The sequence below is a fragment of the Quadrisphaera sp. RL12-1S genome (genome assembly GCF_014270065.1).
In the GTDB taxonomy this organism is placed as follows: domain Bacteria; phylum Actinomycetota; class Actinomycetes; order Actinomycetales; family Quadrisphaeraceae; genus Quadrisphaera.
This window is the reverse complement of record NZ_JACNME010000018.1, coordinates 1-25882: the sequence shown is the minus strand read 5'-3', so window position 1 is coordinate 25882 and position 25882 is coordinate 1. Positions and strand designations below refer to the sequence as shown.

Here is a 25882-nt window from a genome sequence, read left to right as displayed (position 1 = left end):
CCGCGCGCCGGTCGTGCGGGCGCGCGGTCTTCGTGGTCTGGTGCCGCCGGCCCGGTGGGGCCGGTCGGCGGTGCCGCGCCGCCCCGGTCGGGGGCGGCGCGGCGGTGCGCGTCAGGCGCTGGGCTGCGCCTCGTCGGCGGCGGCCTCGGCCGGCGCGGCGGCGGGCTCGCTGGCCTCGCCCTCGGCCTGGTCGATCGCGGCGGCCGGGGTGGCGCCCGCGGGGACCTCGGCGGCGGCCTTCTCCTCGCCCTGCGCGGCGGCAGCGCCAGCGGCGTTGTCGCCGGCGCCAGCGCCGGTCTGGGTCTCGCCGGCGAGCAGCTCGGCCTCCCAGGCGGCCATCGGCTCGGCGGCGGCCTCGCCACCACCGGCGCGGGTGCGCAGGCCGTCGGCGACGGCGTCAGCGATGACGCGGGTCAGCAGGGTGACCGAGCGGATCGCGTCGTCGTTGCCGGGGATGCGGTAGTCCACGACGTCCGGGTCGCAGTTGGTGTCGAGGATCGCCACCACCGGGATGCCCAGCTTGTGGGCCTCGTCGACGGCGAGGTGCTCCTTGTTGGTGTCCACGACCCAGATCGCCGAGGGCGTGCGGGCCATGTCGCGGATGCCGCCGAGGGTGCGCTCGAGCTTCTCCTTCTCGCGGCGCATCATGAGCAGCTCCTTCTTCGTGCGGCCCGAGGAGGCCACGTCGTCGAAGTCGATCTGCTCGAGCTCCTTGAGGCGCTGCAGGCGCTTGCTCACCGTCTGGAAGTTGGTGAGCATGCCGCCCAGCCAGCGCTGGTTCACGTAGGGCATCCCGACGCGCGCGGCCTGCTCGGCCAGCGGCTCCTGGGCCTGCTTCTTCGTGCCCACGAAGAGGATCGAGCCGCCGTGCGCGACCGTCTGCTTGACGAACTCGTACGCGCGGTCGATGTGGGTCAGCGACTGCTGCAGGTCGATGATGTAGATGCCGTTGCGGTCCGTCAGGATGAACCGCTTCATCTTGGGGTTCCAGCGACGGGTCTGGTGCCCGAAGTGGACGCCGCTCTCGAGCAGCTGGCGCGTGGTGACGACGGCCATGCCGCACTCCTCTCGGCCCCACCCGCGATCGCTCGCGGAGACGGGGCTCTCCTCGGTTGGTCGCAGCGGACCGGGTCCGGCCGCCGCCCTGGTGCCTGCGGAGCGCCACCGCCCGGCTGCGCCGGGACCGAGGTGGCGCACCCCGCCGCGAAGCGGTGTGCGGGCACGCGAAGTACCGGTCGTGAGACCGGCCGTGCTCCATCCTACGCGGACGGGCGGGTCCGCCCTGACCACGGCCCAGGCGGACGAGGGCCGGACGAGGGCTGGAGGACGGCCACCGGGCTGTCAGCCGCCCACAGGGAGCCGCCGGGGGCGGCCGCCCGCGGACCTGTCCACAGGGGCTCGCGGGGTCCGGTGCGCACGGTCGGCGTCGGGCCAGCCTGGCCGGGTGCCCGCCCTCGTCGTCGTCGTGCTCCTGGCACTGCTGGTCCCGGTGCTCCCGGCGGCGCCCGCCGTGGCCGTGGTCAGGCCCGCAGCCGCAGCCGCACCGAGCGGGACCGGCTGGTGGTGGCCCCTGGACGACGCCGGCGGGCCCCCGGCGGTGCTGCGCCGCGCGTCGCTGCCCGGTCGGCCCTGGCAGGCGGGGCACCGCGGGGTGGACCTGGCGGCGGCCCCGGGCCAGGTCGTGCTGGCCCCCGTCGACGGCGTGGTGGTGGCGGCCGGGGACGTGGCGGGGCGCCCGGTGGTGAGCATCCGCGCCGCGTCGGGCTGGCGGGCCACGCTGGAACCGGTGGACGCCTCGGTGGCGGTGGGAGAGCGCGTGGTCCGCGGCCAGCGCGTCGGGGCGCTGGCCGCCGCGGGCGCGCACTGCGGGACCCGCACCTGCCTGCACTGGGGCGTGCGGGCCGGGTCGGGGGCGCAGGTCCGCTACCGCGACCCGCTGGCGCTGCTGCGCCCTCGGGTCCGGCTGCTGCCGGTGCCCGGCTGGGGCGGCGGCCCCGTGGCGGGCCGTCCGGTCAGCTGGCCTCGGCCAGCTTCGCCCGCATCGCCACCACGGCCTTGGTGTGCATCTGGCACACCCGCGACTCCGTCACCCCGAGCACCTTGCCGATCTCCGACAGCGTGAGGTTCTCGTAGTAGTAGAGGGTCACGACGATCTTCTCCCGCTCGGGGAGCTGGTCGATGGCGCGGGCGAGCAGGTACTTGGTCTCCTCGTTCTCGAACGCGGTGACCGGGTCCTCGACGCGGGTGTCCTTCAGGGTGTCGCCGAGGGAGAGGGACTCGCCCTTCTCCCCCGTCACGCCCAGCAGCTCGTCGAGCGCCACCACGTTGACGTAGGACACCTGGCTGAAGATCGCGTGCAGCTCCTTGAGGGTGATGCCCATGCGGGCCGCCACCTCGGGCTCGGTGGGCGTGCGGTGCAGCTCCGCCTCGAGGGCGGCGTAGGCGCGCTCGACGTCACGGGCCTTGCTGCGCACCGACCGCGGGATCCAGTCCATGGCGCGCAGCTCGTCGATGATCGCGCCGCGGATGCGGGTGATCGCGTACGTCTCGAACTTGATGGCCCGCTCGAGGTCGAACTTCTCGATGGCGTCGATGAGGCCGAAGACCCCGTAGGACACCAGGTCGGCCTGGTCGACGTTGGCCGGCAGGCCCACGGCCACGCGGCCGGCGACGTACTTCACCAGCGGGGCGTAGTGGAGGATCAGCCGCTCGCGGACGACGGGGTCGCCGTGGGCCTTGAACCGCTCCCACAGGTCCCGCAGGAGCGCCTCGTTGCGGGCGACCGCCTCGGCGTCGGCGCCCTTGGCCGCCAGCCGGCTGCTGAGCCGGGGCGCGCGCTGCGCGGGGGCCGGAGCGGGGGCGCCCGCGGACGTGGCGGTGGTGATGGTCGGCGCCGGGGGCGCTTCGACGGGAGCTGCTTCGGTCATGTCCCTGCCTCTCCCCGACGGGGCTCCCCGCCGGGCGCCTGCGGGGCGCTCACGCCCGCGGGTGGGCCTGTTCGTAGCTGCGGCGCAGGCGCTCGACCGAGACGTGGGTGTAGACCTGCGTGGTCGCCAGGCTAGCGTGGCCGAGCATCTCCTGGACGGACCTCAGGTCCGCGCCGCCGTCGAGCAGGTGGGTCGCCGCGGTGTGTCGCAGGGCGTGGGGAGCCGCGTCGACGCCCTCCTCCAGGCCCCTGAGCAGCGCGTGGACCACCGCGCGCACCTGGCGCTGGTCCCAGCGGCCACCGCGGGCCCCGAGCAGCAGAGCCGGTGGCGACCCGGGCGTGGCGAGCCGCGGGCGCCCCCGCTCGAGGTAGTCCCCCACCGCGCGGTCGGCGGGCTGCCCGTACGGCACCACCCGCTCCTTGGACCCCTTGCCCAGCACCCGCAGGGTGCGCCGGGCGCGGTCGACGTCGTCGACGTCCAGGCCGACGAGCTCGCTGACGCGGATGCCGCTGGCGTACAGCAGCTCCGCCGCCGCCCGGTCCCGCAGGTGGGCCGGCTCGTCGTCGTCGGCGCGGGTGGCCGCCAGGTCCATGAGGCGCCCGGCCTGGTCGGCGCGCAGCACCGTCGGCAGGGTCCGGTTCGGGGACGGCGAGCGCAGCCGCAGCGCGGGGTCGGCGGGCAGGCGCCCCGTGCGCACCGCCCACGCCGTGAAGCTGCGGACGGCTGACGTGCGCCGCGCCAGCGAGGAGCGGGCGGCCCCGGAGGCCGCCAGGGCACCGAGCCAGGAGCGCAGGTCCGCCAGGGACAGGGCCGCGAGGTCGGTGCCGGAGGCGTCCAGGTGCGCCTGCAGGGAGGCGAGGTCGGCGGTGTAGGCCCGGGTGGTGGCCGGCGAGGCGCCGCGCTCGAGCTCCAGGTGCCGGCAGAACAGCCGGGGCCACTGCGCGGGGCACCCCTCACCGGCGCCCTCCGGCGCGTCACGATCCTGCTGCACCCCCCTACTGTCGGTCACCCCCGGCGCCGGACCCCCGCGGGGCGCGCCGCCACCCGCCGGACGAGCGGGACGCCAGGCCCCGCTGCGAGAGGTCCCGCAGGACGGGCGGGACGTCGGGCGCCGCCAGCCCGGCGGTCACGGCGATGCGCTCCGCGGACTGCGCCGACACCACCGGCAGGGCGTCGAAGACGGCCAGCTGGAGCGCGTCCAGGCCGTCGTGAGGTCGCGCCTCCACCCGCCGCACCGCGTCGGGGGCCACCCCGCTGACCAGCTCGAGCACCTCGGCGGCGTCGGTGACGCAGATGGCGCCGGCGCGCAGCAGCCGGTGGCAGCCCTCCGAGGACGGGGAGGTGACCGGCCCCGGGACGGCCCCGACCGGACGGACGAGGTCCATCGCGAGCCCCGCGGTGGACAGCGACCCCGACCTCCAGCCGGCCTCCACCACCACGGTGGCGCTCGAGACCGCGGCGATGAGGCGGTTGCGCTGGAGGAACCGGCGCCGCATCGGGCTGGAACCCGGTGGCACCTCGCTCACCACCAGGCCCTCCTCGGCCACGGCCCGCAGCAGCCGCTGGTGGGAGGGCGGGTAGGCGCGGTCCACCCCGCAGGCCAGCACGGCCAGGGTCGGGGCGCCCGCCGCGAGGGCGCCGCGGTGCGCCGCCCCGTCGACGCCGAGGGCGGCCCCGGAGACGGTGGTGGCGCCGGCGTCCCCGAGGCCCACGGCGATGCTCGCCGCGAGGCGCTCGCCGTAGGCGGTGGCCGCTCGGGCGCCCACCACGGCGGCGCTGCGCTCGCAGGCCCGGGCGAGGTGGAGGGGGCCGCGCACCCACAGCGCGAAGGGCTCGCCGCCGTTGAGCAGCGCCAGCCCGTCGGGCCACTCGGGGTCACCGTCGAGCACCACCCGGCCTCCGAGGGTCTGCACCCGGTCGAGGTCCCGCTCGGGGTCGGTCTCCTCCCAGCGGCTCGCCCAGCGCGCGAGCCCGGCCCGCAGGTGCTCGGTCCTCTCACCGAGGAGGCACTCGGCGGCGCTCACCGGGGCCGGGGACGCCAGCCGCTCCAGGGCCTGGCGCGCTCCGCGGCCCGCGACGAAGGCCTTGGCCACGAGGTCCTCCGGCTCGGACAGGCGGGACCACGCGAGCAGCGCGAGCCGCTCGTCGGCGGCCCAGCGCGGCAGGCGCCGCCCGAAGGCGGGCAGGGCGTCCTGCCACCCCGGGGCCGAGCTGCCGGGGGCGCTCATGCGAGGGCCCACGGCAGCCGCCAGGACAGCGCGCGCTCGACGTCCGCCGAGCCCGGGGCGGTGCGGCCGGCGAGGTCGGCCAGGGTCCACGCGACGCGCAGCACCCGGTCCAGGCCGCGCAGCGTCAGCTCGCCCTCGTCGAGGCGGACCATGGCGGGCCGCACCACGGCGGGCGGCAGGCGCAGCGGCCCGCGCAGGTGCCTGCCCGGGACCTCGCCGTTGCACCGCCACGGCGTGCCGCGCAGGCGCTGCGCGGCAGCGTCGCGCGCGGTGGCCACGTGCCGCGCCACCTGCGCCGAGGTGGTGAGCCGTCCGGTGCCGCGCTCGGCGGCGTCCAGCTCGGTGCGGGAGACCGGGGCCACGGCCACCTGCAGGTCCACCCGGTCGAGGAGGGGCCCCGAGAGCCGGTTGCGGTAGCGGCGCTGCTCCTGCGGGGTGCAGCGGCAGGCGAGCCCCTTGTCGGTGGCGCGCCCGCAGGGGCAGGGGTTGGCCGTGCACACCAGCTGGAAGCGCGCGGGGAAGCGGGCGGTGCCCCGCGAGCGCGCGATGACCACCTCGCCGTCCTCCAGGGGCTGGCGCAGGCCCTCGAGCACCCTGCGGTCGAACTCGGGGGTCTCGTCGAGCAGGAGGACCCCGCGGTGGGCGCGGGAGACGGCACCGGGCGCGGGCCCGGTCGACCCGCCGCCCAGCACGGCCGCCGCGGAGGCGGTGTGGTGCGGAGCCTCGAACGGCGGCCGGTGGAGCAGCCCGCGGGAGGGGTCGAAGGTGCCGGCCAGGGAGTGCACGGCGGTGACCTCCACGGCCTCGTCCTCCGACAGCGGGGGCAGCACGCCGGGCAGGCGCGCTGCCAGCAGGGACTTGCCGGCGCCGGGCGGCCCGGTCATGAGGAGGTGGTGGCCGCCGGCGGCGGCCACGCGCAGGGCGTCGAGCGCGTCGGCCTGGCCGACCACGTCCGCCAGGTCCCCCGCGTCCCCCGGACCTGCCGGCCCTGCGGTGAGCGCCGCGCCAGACGGGCCACCGGAGCCGTCGGCGCGGCGCGAGGAGCGCACCGGAGGCCCCACCGCGGAGCCGCCGTGGGCGCGGACCACGTCTCCCAGGTGCTCGACGGGCACCACCTCCACGTCCGGCACCAGTGCGGCCTCGGCGGCGTTGGCGGTGGGGACCACCGCGCGGCGCACGCCGTGGGAGCGCGCCGCGAGCACGGCGGGCAGCACCCCGCGGACGGGGCGGACCCAGCCGTCCAGCCCCAGCTCCCCCAGGTGCAGGGCGCTGGCCGCCGAGGCGGGCCGCAGGCCCTGCTGGGAGGCGATGATCGCCGCGGCGACCGCGACGTCGAAGGAGGCGCCCTGCTTGGGCAGCGACGCCGGGGAGAGGTTGACCACCACCCGGCGGTCGGCCACGGCCAGGCCGGCGTTGCGCAGCGCGGAGCGCACGCGGTCGCGGGACTCGTTGAGCGCGGCGTCGGGGAGGCCGCTGACCACGAAGGCGGGCAGACCGGGGGTGACGTCGGCCTCGACCTCCACGAGGTGGCCGGACAGGCCGACCAGGGCCACGGACAGGGACCGGCCGACGCTCACGCGCCGACCCCGCGCACGTGCTGGACGGACGCCTCGCCGGTGGGCTCCAGGAGCACCCCCACCACGTCGAGGCGGAGCGCTCCGGAGCGCACGCGCCCGGGGTGGTCGGCGCACCAGGCCCCGAGCAGCCGGCGCAGCCGGGCCACCTTGACCGGCGTCACCGACTCCAGCGGCGTGCCCGCCGCGGTGGTGCGGCGGGTGCGGACCTCCACCGCCACCAGCGCGTCGCCGTCGCGCACGACGAGGTCGAGCTCTCCCCAGCGGCAGCGCCAGTTCCTGTCGAGCACCTCGGCGCCGCCGGCGACCAGGTGCGCCTCGGCCAGCCGCTCGCCGTGGGCGCCGACCTCCCGGCGCGAGAGCGCCCCGACCCCCGGGAACACCGGGCCGACCACCTCGTGGGCCCCGTCCCGGCCATCCGCCGCGTCGACCAGCTCGACCACCTCGACCACCTCCGGGTGGTCACGCTGCCCGCGGAGGCCCGTGCGCCGCCGACCGGCGGTGGGCGCCCTGTGGACGGCGGGCCGGCAGCGGCAGCCTGTGGGCGGACGACGTGCTCAGCACGCGCGGCGGGCCCAGCCCGCCGGAGGGTCAGCCGCTGAAGCCCTCGGGCTTGGGCACCTCGAGGTCGCTCTTGGACAGCTCCTCGACGTTGACGTCCTTGAACGTCACCACGCGGACGGTCTTGACGAACCTCGCCGAGCGGTAGACGTCCCAGACCCACGCGTCGGACAGGACCAGCTCGAACCAGACCTCCCCGTCGGTGGTGCGGGGACGCAGGTCCACGGAGTTGGCCAGGTAGAACCGGCGCTCGGTCTCCACCACGTAGGAGAACAGGCCGACGACGTCGCGGTACTCGCGGTAGAGCGCGAGCTCCATCTCGGTCTCGTAGTCCTCGAGGTCCTCAGCGCTCATCGCGGCTCATCATGCACCCCGCGCGCCCAGCGCCTCGTCGGAGCCCCGGGGCTCGGCGCCCGCCCGGTCCTCCGGCGGGGCGTCGAGGGCGCCGAGCAGGTCGAGCTGCTCGGCCAGCGCCGCCTGCCCCGCGGCGGTGGTGCCGGGCAGGCGCCAGCTGCGGCGGTGCTGGACGCAGGGACCGAGCTCGCGCAGGGCCGCGAGGTGGTCGGGGGCGCTGTAGCCCTTGTTGCCGGCCCAGCCGTAGCCGGGGTGCTCGGCGTCCAGCCCGACCATGAGGGCGTCCCGCTCGACCTTCGCCAGCACCGAGGCCGCGGCGACGGCGGCGCAGCGCAGGTCCCCCTTGACCTGGGTGACGACGTCGACGCCGCCCCCCAGCGGCGCGCAGCTCGCCGCCGGCGGCGGGTGGGGCCGGTTCAGCCAGTCGTAGTCGCCGTCGAGCAGGGCCGCGGCGGGCAGCGCCGGCAGCTGGTGCAGGGCGCGCGTCCCCGCCAGCCGCAGGGCCCGCAGGATGCCCAGGGCGTCCACCTCGGCGGCGGAGGCGTGCCCGACCGCCCACCCCGGCGCCCAGCGGCGCAGCGCCGGCACGAGCGCCTCCCGGGCCGCGGGGCTCAGCAGCTTGGAGTCGCGCAGGCCGACGGGGGCGCTGCGGGTGGAGAGCTCGACGACGACGACGCCGACGGTCACCGGCCCGGCGAGCGCTCCGCGCCCCACCTCGTCCACGCCGGCCACGAGGGCGTGCCCGGAGCGCAGCAGCTCCCGCTCGCGGCGCAGGGTGGGGGCGGTGGAGCGGGGGCGCCGGGCGGTGGGGCGCTCAGCCACCGCTGGAGGCGGCCGGGACGCCCGCGAACGCCTCGGCGTGCCGGCCCAGCCAGGTGAGCCTGTCGAGCGGCCAGACGATGACGACGGCCCGCCCCACGACGTCGTCGACCGGCACGGCGCCGCCGCCGGGCGAGCCGGGGTGGTAGCGGGAGTCACCGGAGTTCTGCCGGTTGTCGCCCTCCACCCACAGGCTGTTCGGCGGGACGGTGACGTCGAAGGACTTCTCGCTGGAGACCGACCCGGGCTTGAGGAAGTCCTCGTGGATCGCGACGCCGTTGACGGTGGTCAGGCCCTGCGCGTCGCAGCAGACCACGTGGTCGCCCGGCAGCCCGATGACGCGCTTGATGAGGTGCTGGCCGGAGTTGGAGGGGAGCACCCCCACGAAGGTGAGCACGTCGACGACGGCGTTGCCGACGGGGCCCCGGTCGGGCTCGGGCTGCGGCTGCAGCCAGCCGCCCGGGTCCTCGAAGACCACCACGTCCCCGCGCTGGAGCGCGACCGGGCCCGGCGTCAGCTGGCTGACCAGCACGCGGTCCCCCACGAGCAGGGTGTCCTCCATCGACTCCGACGGGATGTAGAACGCCTGCACGAGGAAGGTCTTGACGAGCAGCGACAGCACGAGCGCCGCGACCACCACGACGACGGCCTCGCGCAGGGCCGCGAGGAGGCCGGCGAGCGGACCGCGCTCGCGCGAGCGGCGGCCGGGGCCGTCCGGTGGCGGGGACTCGTGCCGCGCCTGCTGGTCAACCACTCGTCCTCCGGGGGATGGGGGCCGCGGCGGTGCGCCGGCGACCTCGGAAGGCTACGTCGCGGGGCTGGGAGGCTCCGTGAGGTGGCGGCCGGGACCGCGCTGGGGACAGCCGTCAGGACCGCGCTCGGGAGCGCCGGTGGGGATGCAGCAGGGGCCCGGTCCGAGGACGGACCGGGCCCCTGCTGCGGTGAGCGGGAGGCGCTCAGGCGGGACGGACGTCCCGCTTCTCCTTGATCTTGGCGGCCTTTCCGCGCAGGTCGCGCAGGTAGTACAGCTTGGCGCGGCGCACGTCACCGCGGGTCACGACCTCGATGGAGTCGATCGCCGGGGAGTGCAGCGGGAAGGTGCGCTCCACGCCCACGCCGAAGCTGACCTTGCGGGCGGTGAAGGTCTCGCGGACGCCGCCGCCGGAGCGGCGGATGACCGCGCCCTGGAAGACCTGGATGCGGGAGCGGCTGCCCTCGACGACCTTGACGTTGACCTTGATGGTGTCGCCAGGGCCGAAGGACGGCAGGTCGCTGCGGAGCGACGCGGCGTCGAGAGCGTCGAAGGTGTGCACGGTTGGTGTCCGTTCCCGCGGTGCCACAGGTCACGCGCGACGTCTGGCCCGCCGCGGTGTGCGGTGGGCCGCTGGTCTGCCTCTGTCGTCGTGCCGGTCCCCTCCGGCGACCGCTCGCCCCCTGTGGCAGGGGCGGGCGCCGGTCACGGCACGGCGTCCCAGTCTGCCACAGCGGCGGCGCACCACCGACCAGGGCTTCGCGAGCACAGCGGCGGACCGGGCGGTCAGGAGGTGCGGCGCACCCCGTCGTCGCCGCTCTCCCAGCCCAGGTCCGCCAGGACGGCGCGGTCGGCGCGCGTCAGCTGGGCGGCGTCGAGCCGCTCCAGCAGGTCGGGGCGCCGCGCGGCGGTGCGCCGCAGCGACTGCTCGCGCCGCCAGGCCGCCACCTTCGCGTGGTGGCCCGACAGCAGCACGTCGGGCGCCGACCGGCCCTCCCAGGTCGCGGGTCGGGTGTAGACCGGGGCCTCCAGCAGTCCGCCGGTGGCGGGAGCGTGGGACTCCTCCACCACGCTCTCCGGGTTGCCCAGCACGCCCGGCAGCAGGCGCGCCACGGCCTCGACGACGGCGAGGACGGCCACCTCACCGCCGTTGAGGACGTAGTCGCCGAGGCTGACGGGCGTCACGGGCCCCTGCTCGGCGGCCACGTCGAGCACGCGCTCGTCGATGCCCTCGTAGCGCCCGCACGCGAACGCCAGCCAGGCCTCGTCGGCCAGCTCGTGGGCCATCGCCTGGGTGAAGGGGACGCCCGCGGGGCTGGGCACCAGCAGGTGCGGGACCGCGTCGGGCTCCTCCAGCGTGCGCCGGCCCGCCTCGCGGACGTCGGCCAGCGCCGCGGCCCAGGGCTCGGGGCGCATGACCATGCCCGCGCCCCCGCCGAGCGGGGCGTCGTCGACGGTGCGGTGGCGGTCGGTGGTCCAGGTGCGCAGGTCGTGGACGTGCAGGTCGAGCAGACCCGTCGTACGGGCCTTGCCGATGAGCGACAGCTCCAGGGGCGACAGGTACTCGGGGAAGATCGAGACGACGTCGATCCTCACAGCACGGTCACCGGGCGTCCTCCGGGGCGCCGTCGCCCTCGAGCAGGCCGCCGGGCGGGTCCAGGACCACCCGGCCGCCCTCGACGTCGACGACGGGCACGAGGGCTGCGACGAAGGGCACCCGCGCCAGCGACCCCGAGGGCTGCCGCACCACGAGCAGGTCCTGGGCCGGTCCGTGCTCCACGCCGACCACCTCGCCGGCGGTGCGCCCGTCGGTGCGCTCGGCGCGCAGCCCCACGAGCGCGGGCACCGACCACGCGTCGGGCTCGTCGTCGGCGCTGGCGGGCACGTCGGCCAGCAGCAGCACGCCGCGCAGGCCCTCCGCGGCGTTGCGGTCCGCCACGCCCTGGAACGAGAGCAGGGTGACGCCGTTGTGGTCGCGTGCGGACTCCAGCACCAGCGGCCCCGCGGCGGCGGGGTCGGTGGAGAACACCGCTCCCCCGGCGAAGCGCTCGCCGGGGGAGTCGGTGCGGACCTCGACGCTCACCTGACCGCGCACCCCGTGGGGGCGCCCGATGCGGGCGACGACGACCTCCACGTGCAGCTCCTGTCAGGAGGGACGACGACGCGGGCGGTCGACGTCGACGACGTCCACGCGCACGTCGTCGTCACCGGCCAGGGCGCTCACGACCGTGCGCAGCGCCTTGGCCGTGCGACCCGACCGCCCGATGACCCGGCCGAGGTCCTCGGGGTGCACGCGCACCTCGAGGACCTCGCCGGACCGCAGGCGGCGGGTGGTGACCCGGACGTCGTCGGGGTTGTCGACGATGCCGCGGACCAGGTGGTCGAGCGCGTCAGCGAGCACGACGGCCTGCTCCTGCCCGGTGCTCAGGCCGAGGTGCCCGAGGAACCGGCCTCGGCCGGCTCGTCGGTGCCGTTCGGCTGCTCGGCGTTGGCGACCTCGGCGGGCTGGACCGGGGTCTCCGCCTTCTCGTCAGCGGCGGGCTTGTCGGCCTTCTTCGGCTTCTCGCGCTTGTCGGCGGAGAAGTCCTCGGCGCCGGCCGCGGGGGCCTTCGGGGCCTTGGTCTTCAGCGTGCCCTCGGTGCCCGGGAGGCCCTTGAAGGTCTGCCAGTCACCGGTGATCTTGAGGATGGCCTCGACCTGGGGGGTCGGCTGGGCGCCGACGCCGAGCCAGTACTGCGCGCGCTCGCGGTCGACCTCGATGAGCGAGGGCTCCTCGGTCGGGTGGTACTTGCCGATCTCCTCGATCGCACGACCGTCGCGCTTGGTGCGCGAGTCGGCGACGACGATGCGGTAGTACGGGGCGCGGATCTTGCCCAGGCGCTTGAGGCGGATCTTGACAGCCACGGGGTAGTGCTCCTGCTTCGGTTCGCGGGTGTGGGCCGGCGGCCGCGCGGTGGGTGTCGCGCTGCGTCGGGCCCGAGGACCAGCGGATCGCGGAGAGAGGGGCCGCACACCGCCGAGTACAGCCCTCGATCGTACCGGTAGTCCGGGCCTGCCCCGTCACCGCCTTCCGGCGGCCCTCAGAGGCGCCCGGCCTCGACGACCCGGCGCAGGAAGGTCCGGGTGCGCTCGTGCTGCGGGTCCCCCAGCACCTGCTCGGGCGGGCCCTGCTCCAGCAGCACGCCGCCCTCGAGGAAGCACACGACGTCGGCGGCGGACCTGGCGAACCCCATCTCGTGGGTGGCCATGAGGATGGTCATGCCCCCGGCCGCCACCTCGCGCACCAGGGCGAGCACCTCCCCCACCAGCTCGGGGTCGAGCGCGGACGTGACCTCGTCGAGCAGGAGCAGCCGCGGCTGCACCGCCAGCGCCCGCACGATCGCCGTGCGCTGCGCCTGGCCGCCGGAGAGCTGGTCGGGGTAGGCGCGGGCGCGCGCTGCGAGGCCGATCCGCTCGAGCAGCTCCATGGCCGCGGCCTCGGCCTGCTCGCGCGGCACGCCGTGCACGCGGCGCGGGGCCAGGGTGACGTTGTCGAGCACCGACAGGTGCGGGAAGAGGTTGTAGGCCTGGAACACCACCCCGATGCGGCGGCGCACGGCGTCCGCGTCGACCCGGGGGTCGGTGACGTCCTGCCCGTCGAGCCACACCTGCCCGTCGTCGACCTGCTCGAGCAGGTCCACGCAGCGCAGCAGGGTCGACTTGCCCGAGCCGGACGCCCCGATGAGCGTGACCACCTGGTGCTCGTCGACGTCGAGGTCGATGCCCCGCAGCACCGGCGCGGGTCCCTGGGCCGTCGGGTAGGTCTTGACGAGGTTCCGCACCCGCAGCACCGGCTGGTCGCTCACAGGATGCCTCCCGCCTGCTGCCGGCGCCGCGCTCTCGCGGTGGACCAGTCGGCGAGCCGGGCGGTCGGCACGGCCAGGAGGACGAAGAGGACCACGGCGACGATGTACGGGGTGAAGTTCGCAGTGGTGGCCGAGAGGATCTGGGCCTGCCGGACGGCGTCGATCGCGCCCAGCACGGAGATGAGGCCGACGTCCTTCTGCAGCGCCACGAGGTCGTTGAGCAGCGGCGGCGTGACGTTGCGGACGGCCTGCGGGAGGACGACGAGGCGCGTGGTCTGCCGGTGCGTGAGCCCCAGAGCACGGGCAGCAGCGCGCTGGCTGGGGTGGACCGACTCGATGCCCGCGCGGAAGACCTCTGAGACGTAGGCCGCGTAGACCAGGACGATGGCCGTGGTGCCCAGGACCACCTTGTCGGTGGGGACGCCCTGCAGGCGCAGCCCCGGGACCCCGAACCCGATGATGTACAGCAGCACGATGAGCGGCATGCCGCGGAACACGTCGGTGTACAGCGCCGCCAGGAGGCGCACCGGCGCCCACAGCGGCCCCCGGAGCGTCCGCAGCAGCGCCACCCCCAGGCCGATCACCAGGACGAGCACCGCCGCGACGACGAGCACGCGCAGGTTCAGCCACAGGCCCTCGAGCACGAGCGGCAGGGCCCGGCGCGCGACGTCGGGGTCGAGGAAGGACTGCTGCGTCCGCGGCCACCCCGGGGCGCTCGTCGTCCCCACGACCAGCACGACGGCGAAGACGACCGTCGAGAGGACGGCGATCCCCGTCGAGCGCCGCTGGCGCGAGCGGCGGTAGGAGCGGCGCCCCGCCTCGACGTCGCTGACCGGCGGGAGGACCACCCCGGCTGACGGCGGGGCGCTCACGTCAGGACGGGCGCCTGGGCCGCCTCGTCGAGCCACTGCTGCTGCAGCTTGGCGAGCGTGCCGTCGGCGCGGAGCGTGTCGACGGCGCGGCTCACGCACGCGGTGAGCGGCGACCCCTTGTCGAGCACCATGCCGAAGGTGTCGGTGGCGCCGCCGCTGGGCGTCTGGAGCTGGCCGACGACCTTGCCGGCGTCGAGCTGGGCGCCGGCCATGTAGAAGGCGGTGGGGAGGTCGACGACGATGGCGTCCACCTGGCCGTTCTTCAGCGCCGCGACGGCGTCGTCATTGGTGTTGAAGACGCTCGGCTGGGTCGACGGCTTGATCTGGTCCGTGATGGCCGTGTAGCTCGTGGTGCCCACCTGGGCGCCGAGGCGCAGGTCCTTGAGGCCCGCGAGCGTCGTGACCGAGGCGGCCTTGGAGCTGCCCTCGGTGACCACGGCCTGCGCGACGTCGTAGTACGGGGTCGAGAAGTCGACGGCCTGCTTGCGCTCGTCGGTGATGGAGAACTGGTTGATGTCGACGTCGAAGTCCTTCGGACCGGGCGCGATGGCGGCGTTGAAGCTGCCGACCTTCCAGGTGACCGCATCCTTGGAGTAGCCCAGCTGCCCCGCGACCGCGTACGCGACGGCGGACTCGTAGCCCTTGCCGTTGCTCGGGTCGTCGTCCGAGAACCACGGCGCGTAGGCGGGGGTGTCGGTGGCGACCGTGAACGTGCCTGGCGTGAGCGTCTTGAGGTCGGCCGGGGAGCAGCTCGCCGTCGTCGTCGCGGACGCCGAGCCCCCGGCGCTGGAGGCGCCGGCCGCTCCCCCGGCCTCCTCCTGGGGCGCGCAGCCCGCCACGAGCAGGGCGGACGCTCCCGCGAGGGCGGTGAGGAGCAGGGCGGGTCGGCGCAGCACGCGCCGAACAGTAGTTGAGACGGGCACGATCCGGCGGTCCTGGAACCGCACGCACAGGTCAGGTGGCGACGGCGCGTCCGCGCAGGACCACCGCGCGTGGCGCGCGCAGCACGTCGACGTCCTCGCGGGGGTCGGCCGGCAGCACGAGGAGGTCGGCCGGGGCGCCCTCCTCCAGGGCGGGCGCCCCGAGGTAGGCCCGCGAGCCCCAGGTGGCCGCGCTGAGCGCCTGCAGCGGCGTGAGCCCGGCCTCGACGAGCGCGGCGACCTCGTCGGCGACCAGCCCGTGCGGCACCTCCGTGCCCGCATCGGTGCCGACGAGGAGCCGCACACCCGCGTCGACCGCGTCGCGCACGGCCTGGGGACGACGGGCGTGCAGCGCCCGCATGTGGGCGGCGTAGGTGGGGAACTTCGGCGCACCCGCCGCGGCGAACTCGAGGAACCTCGCGGTGTTCACCAGCGTCGGTGTGATGGCCACGCCCGCGGCGGCTGCCGCGGCCGCGGTCTCGCCGTCGAGCCCGGTGGCGTGCTCCCAGCAGTCGACGCCGGCGGCCAGCAGGTCGGGCAGGGTCTGCTCGGAGAACGTGTGGACCGCCACCCGCGCGCCGAGGGCGTGCGCGGCGGCCACGGCGCGGGTGAGCTCCTCCACCGGCCAGCACGGGGACAGGTCGCCCGTGGACCTGTCGATCCAGTCCCCGACCACCTTGACCCAGCCGTCACCGGTCCGGGCCTGCGCCGAGACCGTGGCCACGAGGTCTTCCGGCTCGACCTCCTCGCCCACCCCGCGCAGGTAGCGCCGCGAGCGCGCGACGTGCCGCCCGGCGCGCAGCACGCGGGGCATGGCGTCGTCGTCGTCCATCCAGCGGGTGTCGGCCGGGGAGCCGGCGTCGCGCAGCAGCAGCGCGCCGGCGTCGCGGTCGGTCTCGGCCTGGCGGCGGGCGGTCTCGGCGTCGACCGGGCCGGTCGGGCCGAGGCCGACGTGGCAGTGGGCGTCGACCAGGCCGGGCAGCACCCAGCCGTCGAGCACCTCGACGTCGTCGCGTCCCGCCGAGGTCGGGCGGTCGAAGGTGATGCGCCCGTCGAGCACCCAGGCGCCGTCGCGGACCTCCACCTCGCCGGAGTCGTCGAGGCGCGCCAGGACGGGACCGGGGAGGTGGAGCACGGGTCAGCGACCCAGGTGCTTGTCGAAGCCCGAGGGCAGCTCGAAGCCCGGAGGCAGCTGGGGCTCGTCACCCGTCGAGGCGCCCGCGCCGAAGGCCGCGCCAGGCCCGAAGGCCGAGCCGCGGCTGGCGAGGGCCTTCTCGGAGGCGGCGCGCTCCTGCTCGGCGCGCTTGGCGGGGTTCCCCGACTTCGCCTTCTTGCCCTTGGCCGGCGGGGCCTGCATGCGCCCGCGCGACTTCTTGCCGCCCGCGAGGCCGGCCATCCCGCCGCCGGGGCCGCCGCCCATGCCGCCGAGCGCGCCGGCGAGACCGCCGCCGCCCTTGGCCCGCATGGCACGCATGACCTTCTGCGCCTCGGTGAACCTGTCGATGAGCTGGTTGACCTCGCTGACCTCCACGCCGGAGCCGCGGGCGATGCGGGCGCGCCGCGAGCCGTTGAGCACCTTGGAGTTGTGGCGCTCCAGCGGCGTCATGGACCTCACGATCGCCTCGATGCGCTTCATCGCGCCGTCGCTGGCGAGCTCGTCGAGCTGGTCCTTCATGGCGCCCATGCCGGGGAGCATCCCGAGCACCTTGTTGAGCGGGCCCATCTTCTTGAGGGCCTGCATCTGGGTGAGGAAGTCCTCGAGGGTGAAGTCCTCCCCGGCCTCGAAGCGGCTGGCGAGCGCCGCGCTCTCCTTGGCGTCGAAGGCGCGCTCGGCCTGCTCGATGAGGGTGAGCACGTCACCCATGTCGAGGATGCGCGAGGCCATCCGGTCGGGGTGGAAGACCTCGAAGTCGGCCAGGCCCTCGCCGGTGGAGGCGAACAGCACCGGGCGACCGGTGGTGGTGGCCACGGACAGGGCGGCACCGCCGCGCGCGTCGCCGTCGAGCTTGGTGAGGACGACGCCGGTGAGGTCGACGCCCTCCTGGAACGCCTGCGCCACCGCGAGCGCGTCCTGGCCGATCATCGCGTCGACCACGAACAGCACCTCGTCGGGCTGCGTGGCCTCCCGGATGTCGGAGGCCTGCTGCATCATCTCCGCGTCGACGCCGAGGCGGCCGGCGGTGTCGACGACGACGACGTCGTACTGCTTGTCGCGGGCGTGCTCGACACCGCGGCGCGCCACCTCGACCGGGTTCCCGACGCCGTTGCCCGGCTCGGGGGCGAAGACCTCGACGCCGGCGCGCTGGCCGACCACCTGCAGCTGGGTGACGGCGTTGGGGCGCTGGAGGTCGCAGGCGACGAGCAGCGGGGTGTGCCCGGTGTCCTTGAGGTGCTTGCCCAGCTTGCCGGCGAGGGTGGTCTTGCCGGCGCCCTGCAGGCCCGCGAGCATGATCACGGTCGGCGGGTTCTTCGCGAAGCGCAGCCGCCGCGTCTGCCCCCCGAGGACGCCGATGAGCTCCTCGTTGACGATCTTGACGATCTGCTGCGCCGGGTTCAGCGCCTGCGAGACCTCCGCCGAGAGAGCCCGCTCGCGGATGCTCCCGGTGAACGCGCGCACCACGGGCAGGGCGACGTCGGCCTCGAGCAGCGCGCGGCGGATCTCGCGCACCGTCGTGTCGACGTCGGCCTCGGTGAGCCGGCCCTTGCCCCGCAGGCCCTTGAAGGTCGCGGTGAGCCGGTCGGACAGGGAGCTGAACACGACGTCCAGGCTACCGGCGGGCCGCCGCGCGGTGGAGCGCTGGAGGTCAGGCGTCGACGTCGGCGGCCGCGCCCAGCACCGAGACCGCCGCGGCCACCCGGGCGGGCGCCAGCGGGCTGCCGTCCGGCTCGCCGAGGTAGAGCACGTCGACGGCCTGCCCGCCGTAGGTGGCCACGTGCGCGCTGTGGATCTCCACGCCGATGCCGGCCAGCTCCGACCCCAGCGCGTGCAGCAGGCCCGGCCTGTCGAGGGCCCGGACCTCCACCACGGTCGCCTCCCCCGAGGCCCCGGGCAGCACGAGCACGCGGGGCGGGGCGGTGGCGCGGGTCTGGGCCGCCGAGGTGCCGGGGCGCCAGCCCGCGTCGCGGCGGCGCATGGGCTCGAGCACCGCGTCGTCCCCGGAGGCGAGGCGGCGCAGACCGGTGAGCAGCACGCCGGGGTCGGGAAGGCCCGCGGGCGCCTCCACCCACCAGGTGTCCACGGCCACGCCCGTGCTCCCGGGCCGGCCCGCCGCGCCGTCGACCGTGCGCACGAGCGCCGAGCGCACCGACAGCCGGTGGCTGGCCAGCAGGCCCGCCTGGTCGGCGAACAGGCCGGGGCGGTCGGGGGCCACCACGTGCACGGCGTGGAGGCCGGCCACCTGGTCCACCCGGATCCGCGGCTGCCCGTCGGCGAGCACGCCGTCCACGGCCGCGGACTCCTCCTGCGTCAGCGGCGCCGGGCCGGGAGGCTCGTGGCCCTGCAGCACCCGCCGCGCGCGGTGCGTGAGGTCGTCCACGAGCCGCGCCCGCCAGGCGGTCCAGGCGGCGGGGCCGGCAGCGCGGGCGTCGGCCTCGGTCAGCGCGCGCAGCAGGTCGAGCACGTCCTCCCGGCCGTCCACGGCGTCCACGAGCTCGGCCACGGTGCGCGGGTCGTCGGGGTCGCGCCGGGTGGCGAGGTCCACCAGCGTCAGGTGGTGCAGGACGAGCCGGTGGACGACGGCGGCGTCGGCGTCGGACAGGCCCACGCGCCGGGCCACGCCCGCGGCGATGGGAGCGCCCTTGGCCGAGTGCTCCTCACCGCTGCCGATCTTGCCCAGGTCGTGCAGGAGGGCGGTGAGCAGCAGCAGGTCGGGGCGCGAGACCGACGAGCGCAGCGGCTCGGCCTCCACGGCCGTCTGCACCAGGTGGCGGTCCACCGTGTGGCGGTGCACGACGGTGCGCTGCGGGCGGTTGCGCACGGCGGCCCACTCGGGGAACCACTGCACCACCAGTCCGGCCTGGTCGAGGGTCTCCCACACCGGCACCTGCGCCTCGCCGGTGCCGAGGAGGTCCACCAGCGCCTCGCGGGCGGGGACCGGCCAGGGGTCGGGCAGCGGAGCGCCGCCGGAGGCGAGGTGCTCGGCGGTGATCGGGGAGAGCGGGATGCCGGCGCGGGCGGCGGTGGCGGCGGCGCGCAGCGCGAGCGCGGGGTCGGTCTGCGGACGCGCCTGGGCGCCCAGCCACAGCTCGTCCTCGTGCTCGACGAGGTCGGGTCCGAGGCTGCGCAGCCGCGGGCGGGCGCGGCGCAGGCCGCGCCGGGAGGTCATGGCGCCGCGGGCGCGCCGGGTGGTGCGGTCCAGGGCGTGGGCCACCGCACGGGCGGCACCGGCCACGCGGGCGAGCAGCTCGTCGGCGTCGCCCAGGCCCAGCGCCGCGGCCACGGCGTCCTGCTCAGGCAGCAGCAGCCGGTCACCGGCGCGGCCGGTCACGGCCTGCAGCCCGTCGCGGACGTCCAGCAGCAGGCCCGTCGCCTCGTCGAGCACGCCGTGGGCCCCGCCACCGCCGTGGGGCGCGTCCGCCACCCAGCTGGCCACGAGGGCCCGCAGGACGACGACGTCGCGCAGCCCGCCGCGGGCCTCCTTGAGGTCGCCCTCGAGCAGGTAGGCCAGGTCACCCTGCTGGCGGTGGCGCGCCGCGACCTCGTCGAGCAGCACCGGCAGGCGCTTGCGCGCGGTGCGCCGCCAGTCCTCGCGGACGGCCTCGCGGGTGCGCAGCACCATCGCGGCGTCACCGGCGAGGGGCCGCAGGTCGAGCAGGCCGACGGCCGCCGAGGCGTCAGCGGCGGCCACCTCGCGGCACTGAGCGGGCGACCGCACGGAGTGGTCCAGGCGCAGGCCGGCGTCCCAGACGGGGTACCAGACCCGGTCGGCCAGAGCGGCGACGTCGTCGGTGCCCAGCTGGCGCCCGTCGTGGAGGATCACCAGGTCGAGGTCGCTGGCGGGGCCGGCGTCGCGGCGGGCGTGACTCCCCACGGCGGCCAGCGCGATGCCGGTGGCGGTGGCGGTGGCGCCGACGGCGGGACCCGCGGGGTGGGACAGGACGGCGTCGGTCCAGACGTCCTCGAGCCAGGCGTCCACCAGGCCCGCGAGGCGCTCGCGCCGGTCGGGGCCGCGCGCGGGGTCGTCCAGGCCGGCGCGCACGGCGAGGGCGAGCCGCTCCCTGCGGAGGTCCCTGCGGGGGATGGCTCCAGCGGTCACGGGTCACCCTCTCTTCGGTGGTGCGGGGGAAGTGCGTCGGGCGGTGCTCCTGCCGCTGACAGCGACAGGAGCACCGCCCGCAGGGGTGTCAGAGGGCGTCGGCCCCGTGCTCGCCGGTGCGGACCCGCACGACGTCGTCGACCGGGATGACCCACACCTTGCCGTCACCGATGCGCCCGGTGGCGGCGGCCTTGACGACCGCCTCCACCACGCCGGTGGCGTCGAGGTCGTCCACGAGGACCTCCAGGCGCACCTTCGGGACCATGTCCACGGTGTACTCGGCGCCGCGGTAGACCTCGGTGTGGCCGCGCTGGCGGCCGTAGCCGCTGGCCTCCGAGACCGTCATGCCCTGCACGCCGAACGACTCCAGCGCGCTCTTCACGTCGTCGAGCTTGTGCGGCTTGATGACCGCGGTGACGAGCTTCATGCCGAGGCCCCCTCAGAGGTGCGAGCGGTGGTGTGGAGGACCGACCCGGAGACCGGGCCGTGGCCGCCGATGCTGCCGACGAGGTCGTAGCCCGTCTCGGCGTGCTGGGCCTGGTCGATGCCGGAGACCTCGTCCTCGTCCGGGATGCGCCATCCGGCCGTCTTCTTCAGGACCAGGGCGATGACGTAGGTGACGACGAACGAGTAGATCATCACCGCGAGCGCGCCGACCACCTGGCGCCACAGCTGGTCGACGCCGCCGCCGTAGAACAGGCCCGAGACCCCGGCCGGGGCGTCGGAGGTGGCGAGGAAGCCGACCAGCACGGTGCCCGTGAAGCCGCCGACCATGTGCACGCCGACCACGTCGAGGGAGTCGTCGTAGCCGAGCTTGTACTTGAGGCTCACGGCGAAGGCGCAGATCGCGCCGGTGATGGCGCCGAGCAGCAGCGCGCCGACCGGGTTCACCGAGGAGCAGGAGGGCGTGATGCCCACCAGGCCGGCCACGGCGCCGGACGCGGCGCCGAGGGACGTGGCGTGGCCGTCGCGGAACCGCTCCACGATGAGCCAGGCGAGCATCGCGGCGCAGGTGGCGGCGAAGGTGTTGACCCACGCGACCGACGCGGTGGTGCCGGCGGTGAGGGCGGAGCCGGCGTTGAAGCCGAACCAGCCGAACCACAGGAGGCCGGCGCCCAGCATCACCAGGGTGAGGTTGTGGGGGCGCATGGCCTCCTTGCCGAACCCGCGGCGCTTGCCGATGACCAGCGCCAGGGCCAGGCCCGCGGCGCCGGAGTTGATGTGGACGGCGGTGCCGCCGGCGAAGTCGATGGCCTTGAGGTTGTTGGCGATCCAGCCACCGACCGTGGAGCCGTCGGCGCTGGTGAACGCGAACACCCAGTGGGCGACGGGGAAGTAGACCAGGGTCACCCAGACACCCACGAAGATCATCCAGGTGCTGAACTTCACGCGGTCGGCGATGGCGCCGGAGATGAGGGCCGCGGTGATGCAGGCGAAGACCACCTGGAAGGCCACGAAGGCCATCGGCGGGATGACGCCCGGGGTGGCCTCCTTGATGCCGAACGGCGCCAGGGTCTCGCCGGTGACCGGGGTCATGAGGCCCTTGAGGCCGAAGAACTGCCACGGGTCGCCCAGGAGGCCGCCACCGACGTCGTTGCCGAACGCCATGGAGTAGCCGTAGAGGATCCAGAGCACCCCGACGAGGGCGAGGGCGCCCCAGCTCATCATCATCATGTTGAGGACGCTCTTGCCGCGGACCATGCCGCCGTAGAAGAACGCCAGGCCGGGAGTCATCAGCAGCACCAGGGCGGCGCTGGTGAGGATCCAGGCGGTCGAGCCGGTGTCCATCCGGCCACCTCCTGCCAGGAGCGCGGCCCGTGCGGGCCGGGGTGTGGGGAGCGGCGCCGTCGTCCGGCTGCCGCGAGCCCCCGGTCGCCGGGGGCGCTGCAGAGAAAGGTGCCCACCCACCGTCAAGCGCGCGTTCCCTCGGTGTTACTGAGCCGTGTCATCGGCCCCGTTCGTGTGAACACTGCGTTTCGCCGTCCCCCGCAGGGGCTTTCCGGGGCCGTGAGACCCCCTGGTCGGGGGCCTGCGCCCGGCGGGGGCGGCTCAGGCGAGGATCGCGTCCACGAACGCCTCGGGGTCGAACGGGGCGAGGTCGTCCGGGCCCTCCCCCAGCCCGACCAGCTTCACCGGCACGCCCAGCTCGCGCTGCACCGCCACCACGATGCCGCCCTTGGCGGTGCCGTCCAGCTTGGTGAGCACGATGCCCGTGACGTCCACCACCTGGGAGAACACGGCGGCCTGCTTGAGGCCGTTCTGCCCCGTGGTCGCGTCGAGCACGAGCAGCACCTCGCTGACCGGCGTGCTGCGCTCGATGACGCGCTTGACCTTGCCCAGCTCGTCCATGAGGCCCGCCTTGTTCTGCAGGCGGCCGGCGGTGTCGATGAGCACCACGTCGGCCTCGGCCTCCGTGCCGGTCCTGACGGCCTCGAAGGCCACCGACGCCGGGTCGGCGCCGTCCCGGTCGGAGCGGACGGTGGGCACGCCCACGCGCTCACCCCAGGTGGCGAGCTGGTCGGCGGCGGCGGCGCGGAAGGTGTCCGCGGCGCCCAGCACGACGTCCTTGTCCTCCGCGACGAGCACGCGGGCGAGCTTGCCCACCGTCGTCGTCTTCCCGGTGCCGTTCACCCCGACCACCATGACGACGGCGGGGTGCCCGGGCGCCTCGGCGGGGCGCGCGGTGCGCAGCGACCTGTCCATCGACGGGTCGACCACCGCGAGCAGCTCCTCGCGCAGCATCGCGCGCACGCGCTGCGGGTCGCGCTCACCCAGGGTGCGCACGCGAAGGCGCAGCCTGTCGACCAGCTCGGTGGCGGGGCCGACGCCGAGGTCGGCGAGCAGGAGGGTGTCCTCGACCTCCTCCCACGTCGCCTCGTCGATGGTGTCGCGGCTCAGCAGCGCCAGCAGCCCGCGCCCGAGCGCGGTGTTGGACCGGGCCAGGCGCTCGCGCAGGCGGACCAGGCGACCGGCGGCCGGCTCGGGCCGGTCCACCGCCGGCGTGGTCGGCTCCTCGACCTCGTCGGGCAGCTGCAGGTGAGGAGCGGGGAGGGTGTCGATGGTGCGGGTGGCGCTGTCGCGCGGGACCTCGGCGTCGTCGCCGACGCCCGGCAGGTGCTCACCGTCGGCGTCCTGGCCGGGACGGCGGCCGAGGGTCCGGCTGGCGGCGTCGCGGCCGCGGCGCACCAGCCCCACCGCGAGCCCGGCGCCGAGCACCCCGATCAGGATGACGGCGCCGATGATCAGCTGGATCGTGTCCACGCCCCCAGCCTCCCAGACCCGCGCGCGGGGCCAGCACCGCCGGATCAGGCGGAGGTGCTGGCCCGCTCCCGCAGCCGCTGCGACACCACCGCGGTGACGCCGTCGGAGCGCATGGTCACGCCGTACAGGGCGTCGGCGATCTCCATGGTGCGCTCCTGGTGGGTGATGACGATGAGCTGGCTGGAGGCCCGCAGCTCCTCCAGCACGGCCAGCAGCCGCCGCAGGTTGGCGTCGTCCAGGGCCGCCTCCACCTCGTCGAGCACGTAGAACGGGCTCGGGCGGGCGGTGAAGATGGCCACCAGCAGCGCCACGGCGGTCAGCGACCGCTCCCCGCCGGAGAGCAGGCTCAGCCGCTTGACCCGCTTGCCGGCGGGACGGGCCTCGACCTCCACGCCGGTGGTGAGCAGGTCGGAGGGGTCGGTGAGCACCAGACGGCCCTCGCCGCCGGGGAACAGCCGGGGGAACACGCTCTCGAAGGCGGCCGCCGTGTCGGCGAACGCCTCCGCGAACGCCTGCTGCACGCGCTCGTCGACGGTGCGCACGATCTCCAGCAGGTCGGCGCGGGTGGTGCGCAGGTCCTCCAGCTGGGAGGTGAGGAACGCCGAGCGCTCCTCCAGCGCCGCGTACTCCTCCAGCGCCAGCGGGTTCACCCGCCCCAGGCGCGCCAGCGCCTTCTCGGCCTTCGCCAGCCGGGCCTCCTGGGCAGGGCGGTCGAAGTCCTCCCCGGGCGCGTGCTCGGCCAGCAGCGCCGGCACGTCCAGCCCCAGCTCGTCGGCGGCCCGCGCGGCCAGCGCGTCGAGCGCGGCGCGCTGCTCCACGCGCGCCACCTCCTCGCGGTGGGCGGCGTCGGTGAGGGCCGCGAGCTCACGGGACAGCCCCTCGACGGCGCTGCGGCCCTCCCGGACCGCCGCCGCGGCGCCCTCGCGCTGCGCGGAGGCCTCCTCGCGCACGCGGCCGGCCTCGGCCAGCACCCGCTCCAGCACCTCCAGCGACGCCTGCGCCCCGACCCGGACGGCCGCGGCGACGGCCTCGCCCGCGCGGTGTCGCTCGGCCTGCTGGGCAGCGCGCTCGCGCGCGGCCCGCTCCTGGCGCGCCGCGCGGGCGAGCCCCTCGGCGCGACCGCTGCTGGCCCGCTCGCGCTCCTCCGCGGTCCGCAGCGCCAGGCGCGCCTCCACCTCGGCGCCGCGCGCCGCCGTGGAGGCCGCAGCCAGCTCAGCGCTGGTCCGGGAGCCCCGCTCGTCGGCCGCCTGCCCGTCCTCCAGCTCCCCCAGGACCGCCGGGGCCGCTGCGGCGGCTGCCTGCTGGTCCGCGGCCAGCTCCGCGGACAGCGCCTCCACCTTCTGGCGGGCGACGACGACGGCGGCACGGGCGCGCTCGTCCTGCTGCGCCGCACGGGCGGCGTCGGCGGAGGCGGCGCGGGCGGCGGCGGTCAGCTCACCGGTGCGGCGGGCCTCGCGGGCCGCGGCGGCGTCCCGGGAGGCCAGCTCCGCCAGGGCGGCGTCGCGCCGCTCGCGGGCGGCGGCCGCCACTGCGGTGGCGGTGCGCAGCTCCGCCGCGGCGGAGGCGCTGGCGGCCTGCGCGTCCTCGAGCGCCTCCCGGGCGGCGTCGGCCGCGGCCTGCACGTGCACGCGGCTCGTGCCGGTGCTGCCCCCGCCGCGGGCGGACCCCGCGCGCAGCACGTCACCGGACTCCGTCACGGCCACCAGCGCCGGGTGGGCCGCCACGAGGGCACGGGCCTGGGCGAGCCCCGGCACGGCGACGTGCGCCGCGAGCAGGGCGGACACCGCCCGGCCGAGCTCACCGTCGGCGCTGACGAGCGCCGCGACGGGACGCGCCCCGTCCACGCCCTCCAGGTCGCGCAGCACCGCGGCCAGCTCCGCCGCCGCGTCGTGGGCGGCGTCCGCGCGGGCGGCTCGGCGCCCGCCCGCACCCGGGCCCCGGTCGGCCGGCGTCCGGGCGCCGGGCAGCACCACCAGGTCGGCGCTGCCGGCGGCCTCGTGGCGCAGCAGGCGCAGCGCGTCGACGGCGGCGTCGAGCGACTCGACCACCACGGCCTCGGCGAGGTCTCCGAGGGCCGCGGTGACGACGTCCTCCGCGCCCGGCTCGACGTGCAGCTGGCCGGCCACCGCCCCCAGCACGCCCGGCTGGCGCGCCCCGGCGGCCAGGAGGGCTCCGGCGCCGTCGCGGCGGCCGGCCAGCCCGAGCTCGAGCGCCTCCAGGCGCGCTGCGGCACCGGCCCTGTCCCGCTCCGCGCCGCGCTCGGCGGCGCGGGCCGCCGCCAGCCGCTGCTCCGCGTCGGCCAGGGCGCTCGCCGTGGCGGCCGCCGCCTCCCGGACGCGGCCCCCGTCGTCGTCGTCAGCGGCGGCGGGACCGGCGACCTGCGCGAGCGCGGCTGTGGCCTGCGCCTCCCGCCCCCGTGCCGCCTCGAGCAGGGCCTCGGCGCGGGCCGCCTCGGCCGCGGCGGCCTCCAGGGAGCCGCGCGCCGCGGCCACCCGCGCCTCGAGGCGGGCTCGGC

The 25882-nt window shown here is 76.3% G+C and carries 25 protein-coding genes; 1 reads left to right on the top strand and 24 read right to left on the bottom strand.

The window, feature by feature from the left end; translation table 11 throughout:
- Positions 1-111: 111 nt before the first annotated feature.
- Complete coding sequence (rpsB, locus tag H7K62_RS20460; protein ID WP_186722210.1) at positions 112-1056, bottom strand: 30S ribosomal protein S2; 945 nt, start codon at positions 1054-1056, stop codon at positions 112-114.
- 388 nt (positions 1057-1444) lie between these two features.
- Here rpsB and H7K62_RS24360 point away from each other — a divergent pair, with 388 nt between their 5' ends.
- Entirely contained in the window at positions 1445-2122 is a 678-nt protein-coding gene (locus tag H7K62_RS24360; RefSeq protein WP_222437962.1) for a M23 family metallopeptidase, read from the top strand.
- Here the strand turns inward: H7K62_RS24360 and whiG are convergent.
- The 23 genes from whiG to H7K62_RS20340 form a co-directional block, all read right to left on the bottom strand.
- Positions 2013-2927, bottom strand: a complete 915-nt coding sequence (whiG, locus tag H7K62_RS20450) for an RNA polymerase sigma factor WhiG (RefSeq protein ID WP_186722208.1) — start codon at positions 2925-2927, stop codon at positions 2013-2015. The genes H7K62_RS24360 and whiG overlap by 110 nt on opposite strands.
- A 49-nt stretch (positions 2928-2976) precedes the next feature.
- Positions 2977-3855 (bottom strand): tyrosine recombinase XerC, encoded by an 879-nt coding sequence (locus H7K62_RS20445; protein ID WP_255480896.1) that lies wholly within the window; start codon positions 3853-3855, stop codon positions 2977-2979.
- A 67-nt stretch (positions 3856-3922) separates the two neighbouring features.
- Positions 3923-5155 (bottom strand): DNA-processing protein DprA, encoded by a 1233-nt coding sequence (gene dprA / locus H7K62_RS20440; protein ID WP_186722204.1) that lies wholly within the window; start codon positions 5153-5155, stop codon positions 3923-3925.
- Entirely contained in the window at positions 5152-6732 is a 1581-nt protein-coding gene (locus H7K62_RS20435) for a YifB family Mg chelatase-like AAA ATPase (protein ID WP_186722197.1), read from the bottom strand. Before H7K62_RS20435 ends, dprA begins: the two co-directional genes overlap by 4 nt.
- The gene (locus H7K62_RS20430) at positions 6729-7172 is read right to left on the bottom strand and encodes a YraN family protein (protein ID WP_370591875.1); all 444 of its coding nucleotides are present in this window, start codon (positions 7170-7172) and stop codon (positions 6729-6731) included. Before H7K62_RS20430 ends, H7K62_RS20435 begins: the two co-directional genes overlap by 4 nt.
- Positions 7173-7320: 148 nt before the next feature.
- Positions 7321-7644 (bottom strand): DUF2469 domain-containing protein, encoded by a 324-nt coding sequence (locus tag H7K62_RS20425; protein ID WP_186722195.1) that lies wholly within the window; start codon positions 7642-7644, stop codon positions 7321-7323.
- A 9-nt stretch (positions 7645-7653) separates the two neighbouring features.
- Complete coding sequence (locus tag H7K62_RS20420; RefSeq protein WP_370591874.1) at positions 7654-8466, bottom strand: ribonuclease HII; 813 nt, start codon at positions 8464-8466, stop codon at positions 7654-7656.
- Positions 8459-9217, bottom strand: coding sequence for a signal peptidase I (lepB, locus tag H7K62_RS20415; RefSeq protein WP_186722193.1), 759 nt, complete (start codon positions 9215-9217; stop codon positions 8459-8461). Before lepB ends, H7K62_RS20420 begins: the two co-directional genes overlap by 8 nt.
- Positions 9218-9419: 202 nt before the next feature.
- Complete coding sequence (gene rplS / locus H7K62_RS20410) at positions 9420-9776, bottom strand: 50S ribosomal protein L19 (RefSeq protein WP_186722191.1); 357 nt, start codon at positions 9774-9776, stop codon at positions 9420-9422.
- 224 nt (positions 9777-10000) lie between these two features.
- A complete protein-coding gene (trmD, locus tag H7K62_RS20405) occupies positions 10001-10810 on the bottom strand; it encodes a tRNA (guanosine(37)-N1)-methyltransferase TrmD (protein WP_186722189.1) in 810 nt (269 codons plus the stop codon).
- A 7-nt stretch (positions 10811-10817) separates the two neighbouring features.
- Entirely contained in the window at positions 10818-11348 is a 531-nt protein-coding gene (rimM, locus tag H7K62_RS20400) for a ribosome maturation factor RimM (protein WP_186722187.1), read from the bottom strand.
- 12 nt (positions 11349-11360) lie between these two features.
- Positions 11361-11615: an RNA-binding protein gene (locus H7K62_RS20395; protein WP_186722186.1), complete on the bottom strand. Its 255-nt coding sequence runs from the start codon at positions 11613-11615 to the stop codon at positions 11361-11363.
- 23 nt (positions 11616-11638) lie between these two features.
- Positions 11639-12118 carry a 30S ribosomal protein S16 gene (rpsP, locus tag H7K62_RS20390; protein WP_186722184.1) on the bottom strand — a complete coding sequence of 160 codons (480 nt, stop codon included), beginning with the start codon at positions 12116-12118 and terminating at the stop codon, positions 11639-11641.
- Positions 12119-12294: 176 nt separating this feature from the next.
- Positions 12295-13059 (bottom strand): amino acid ABC transporter ATP-binding protein, encoded by a 765-nt coding sequence (locus H7K62_RS20385; RefSeq protein WP_186722182.1) that lies wholly within the window; start codon positions 13057-13059, stop codon positions 12295-12297.
- The gene (locus H7K62_RS20380) at positions 13056-13931 is read right to left on the bottom strand and encodes an amino acid ABC transporter permease (protein ID WP_186722180.1); all 876 of its coding nucleotides are present in this window, start codon (positions 13929-13931) and stop codon (positions 13056-13058) included. The genes H7K62_RS20385 and H7K62_RS20380 overlap by 4 nt, the downstream gene beginning before the upstream one ends.
- Complete coding sequence (locus H7K62_RS20375; protein ID WP_186722178.1) at positions 13928-14827, bottom strand: ABC transporter substrate-binding protein; 900 nt, start codon at positions 14825-14827, stop codon at positions 13928-13930. The genes H7K62_RS20380 and H7K62_RS20375 overlap by 4 nt, the downstream gene beginning before the upstream one ends.
- 58 nt (positions 14828-14885) lie before the next feature.
- Complete coding sequence (locus tag H7K62_RS20370) at positions 14886-15986, bottom strand: amidohydrolase family protein (RefSeq protein WP_186722176.1); 1101 nt, start codon at positions 15984-15986, stop codon at positions 14886-14888.
- Between the two features lie 3 nt (positions 15987-15989).
- A complete protein-coding gene (ffh, locus tag H7K62_RS20365) occupies positions 15990-17609 on the bottom strand; it encodes a signal recognition particle protein (protein WP_186722168.1) in 1620 nt (539 codons plus the stop codon).
- Between the two features lie 46 nt (positions 17610-17655).
- Positions 17656-20106 (bottom strand): [protein-PII] uridylyltransferase, encoded by a 2451-nt coding sequence (locus H7K62_RS20360; RefSeq protein ID WP_370591873.1) that lies wholly within the window; start codon positions 20104-20106, stop codon positions 17656-17658.
- An 88-nt stretch (positions 20107-20194) separates the two neighbouring features.
- Entirely contained in the window at positions 20195-20533 is a 339-nt protein-coding gene (locus H7K62_RS20355) for a P-II family nitrogen regulator (RefSeq protein ID WP_109772549.1), read from the bottom strand.
- The gene (locus H7K62_RS20350; RefSeq protein WP_186722166.1) at positions 20530-21894 is read right to left on the bottom strand and encodes an ammonium transporter; all 1365 of its coding nucleotides are present in this window, start codon (positions 21892-21894) and stop codon (positions 20530-20532) included. Before H7K62_RS20350 ends, H7K62_RS20355 begins: the two co-directional genes overlap by 4 nt.
- A 261-nt stretch (positions 21895-22155) precedes the next feature.
- Complete coding sequence (ftsY, locus tag H7K62_RS20345; RefSeq protein WP_370591881.1) at positions 22156-23358, bottom strand: signal recognition particle-docking protein FtsY; 1203 nt, start codon at positions 23356-23358, stop codon at positions 22156-22158.
- Positions 23359-23411: 53 nt separating this feature from the next.
- The coding region (locus tag H7K62_RS20340) for an AAA family ATPase (protein WP_186722162.1) at positions 23412-25882 on the bottom strand (2471 nt) is incomplete at its 5' end.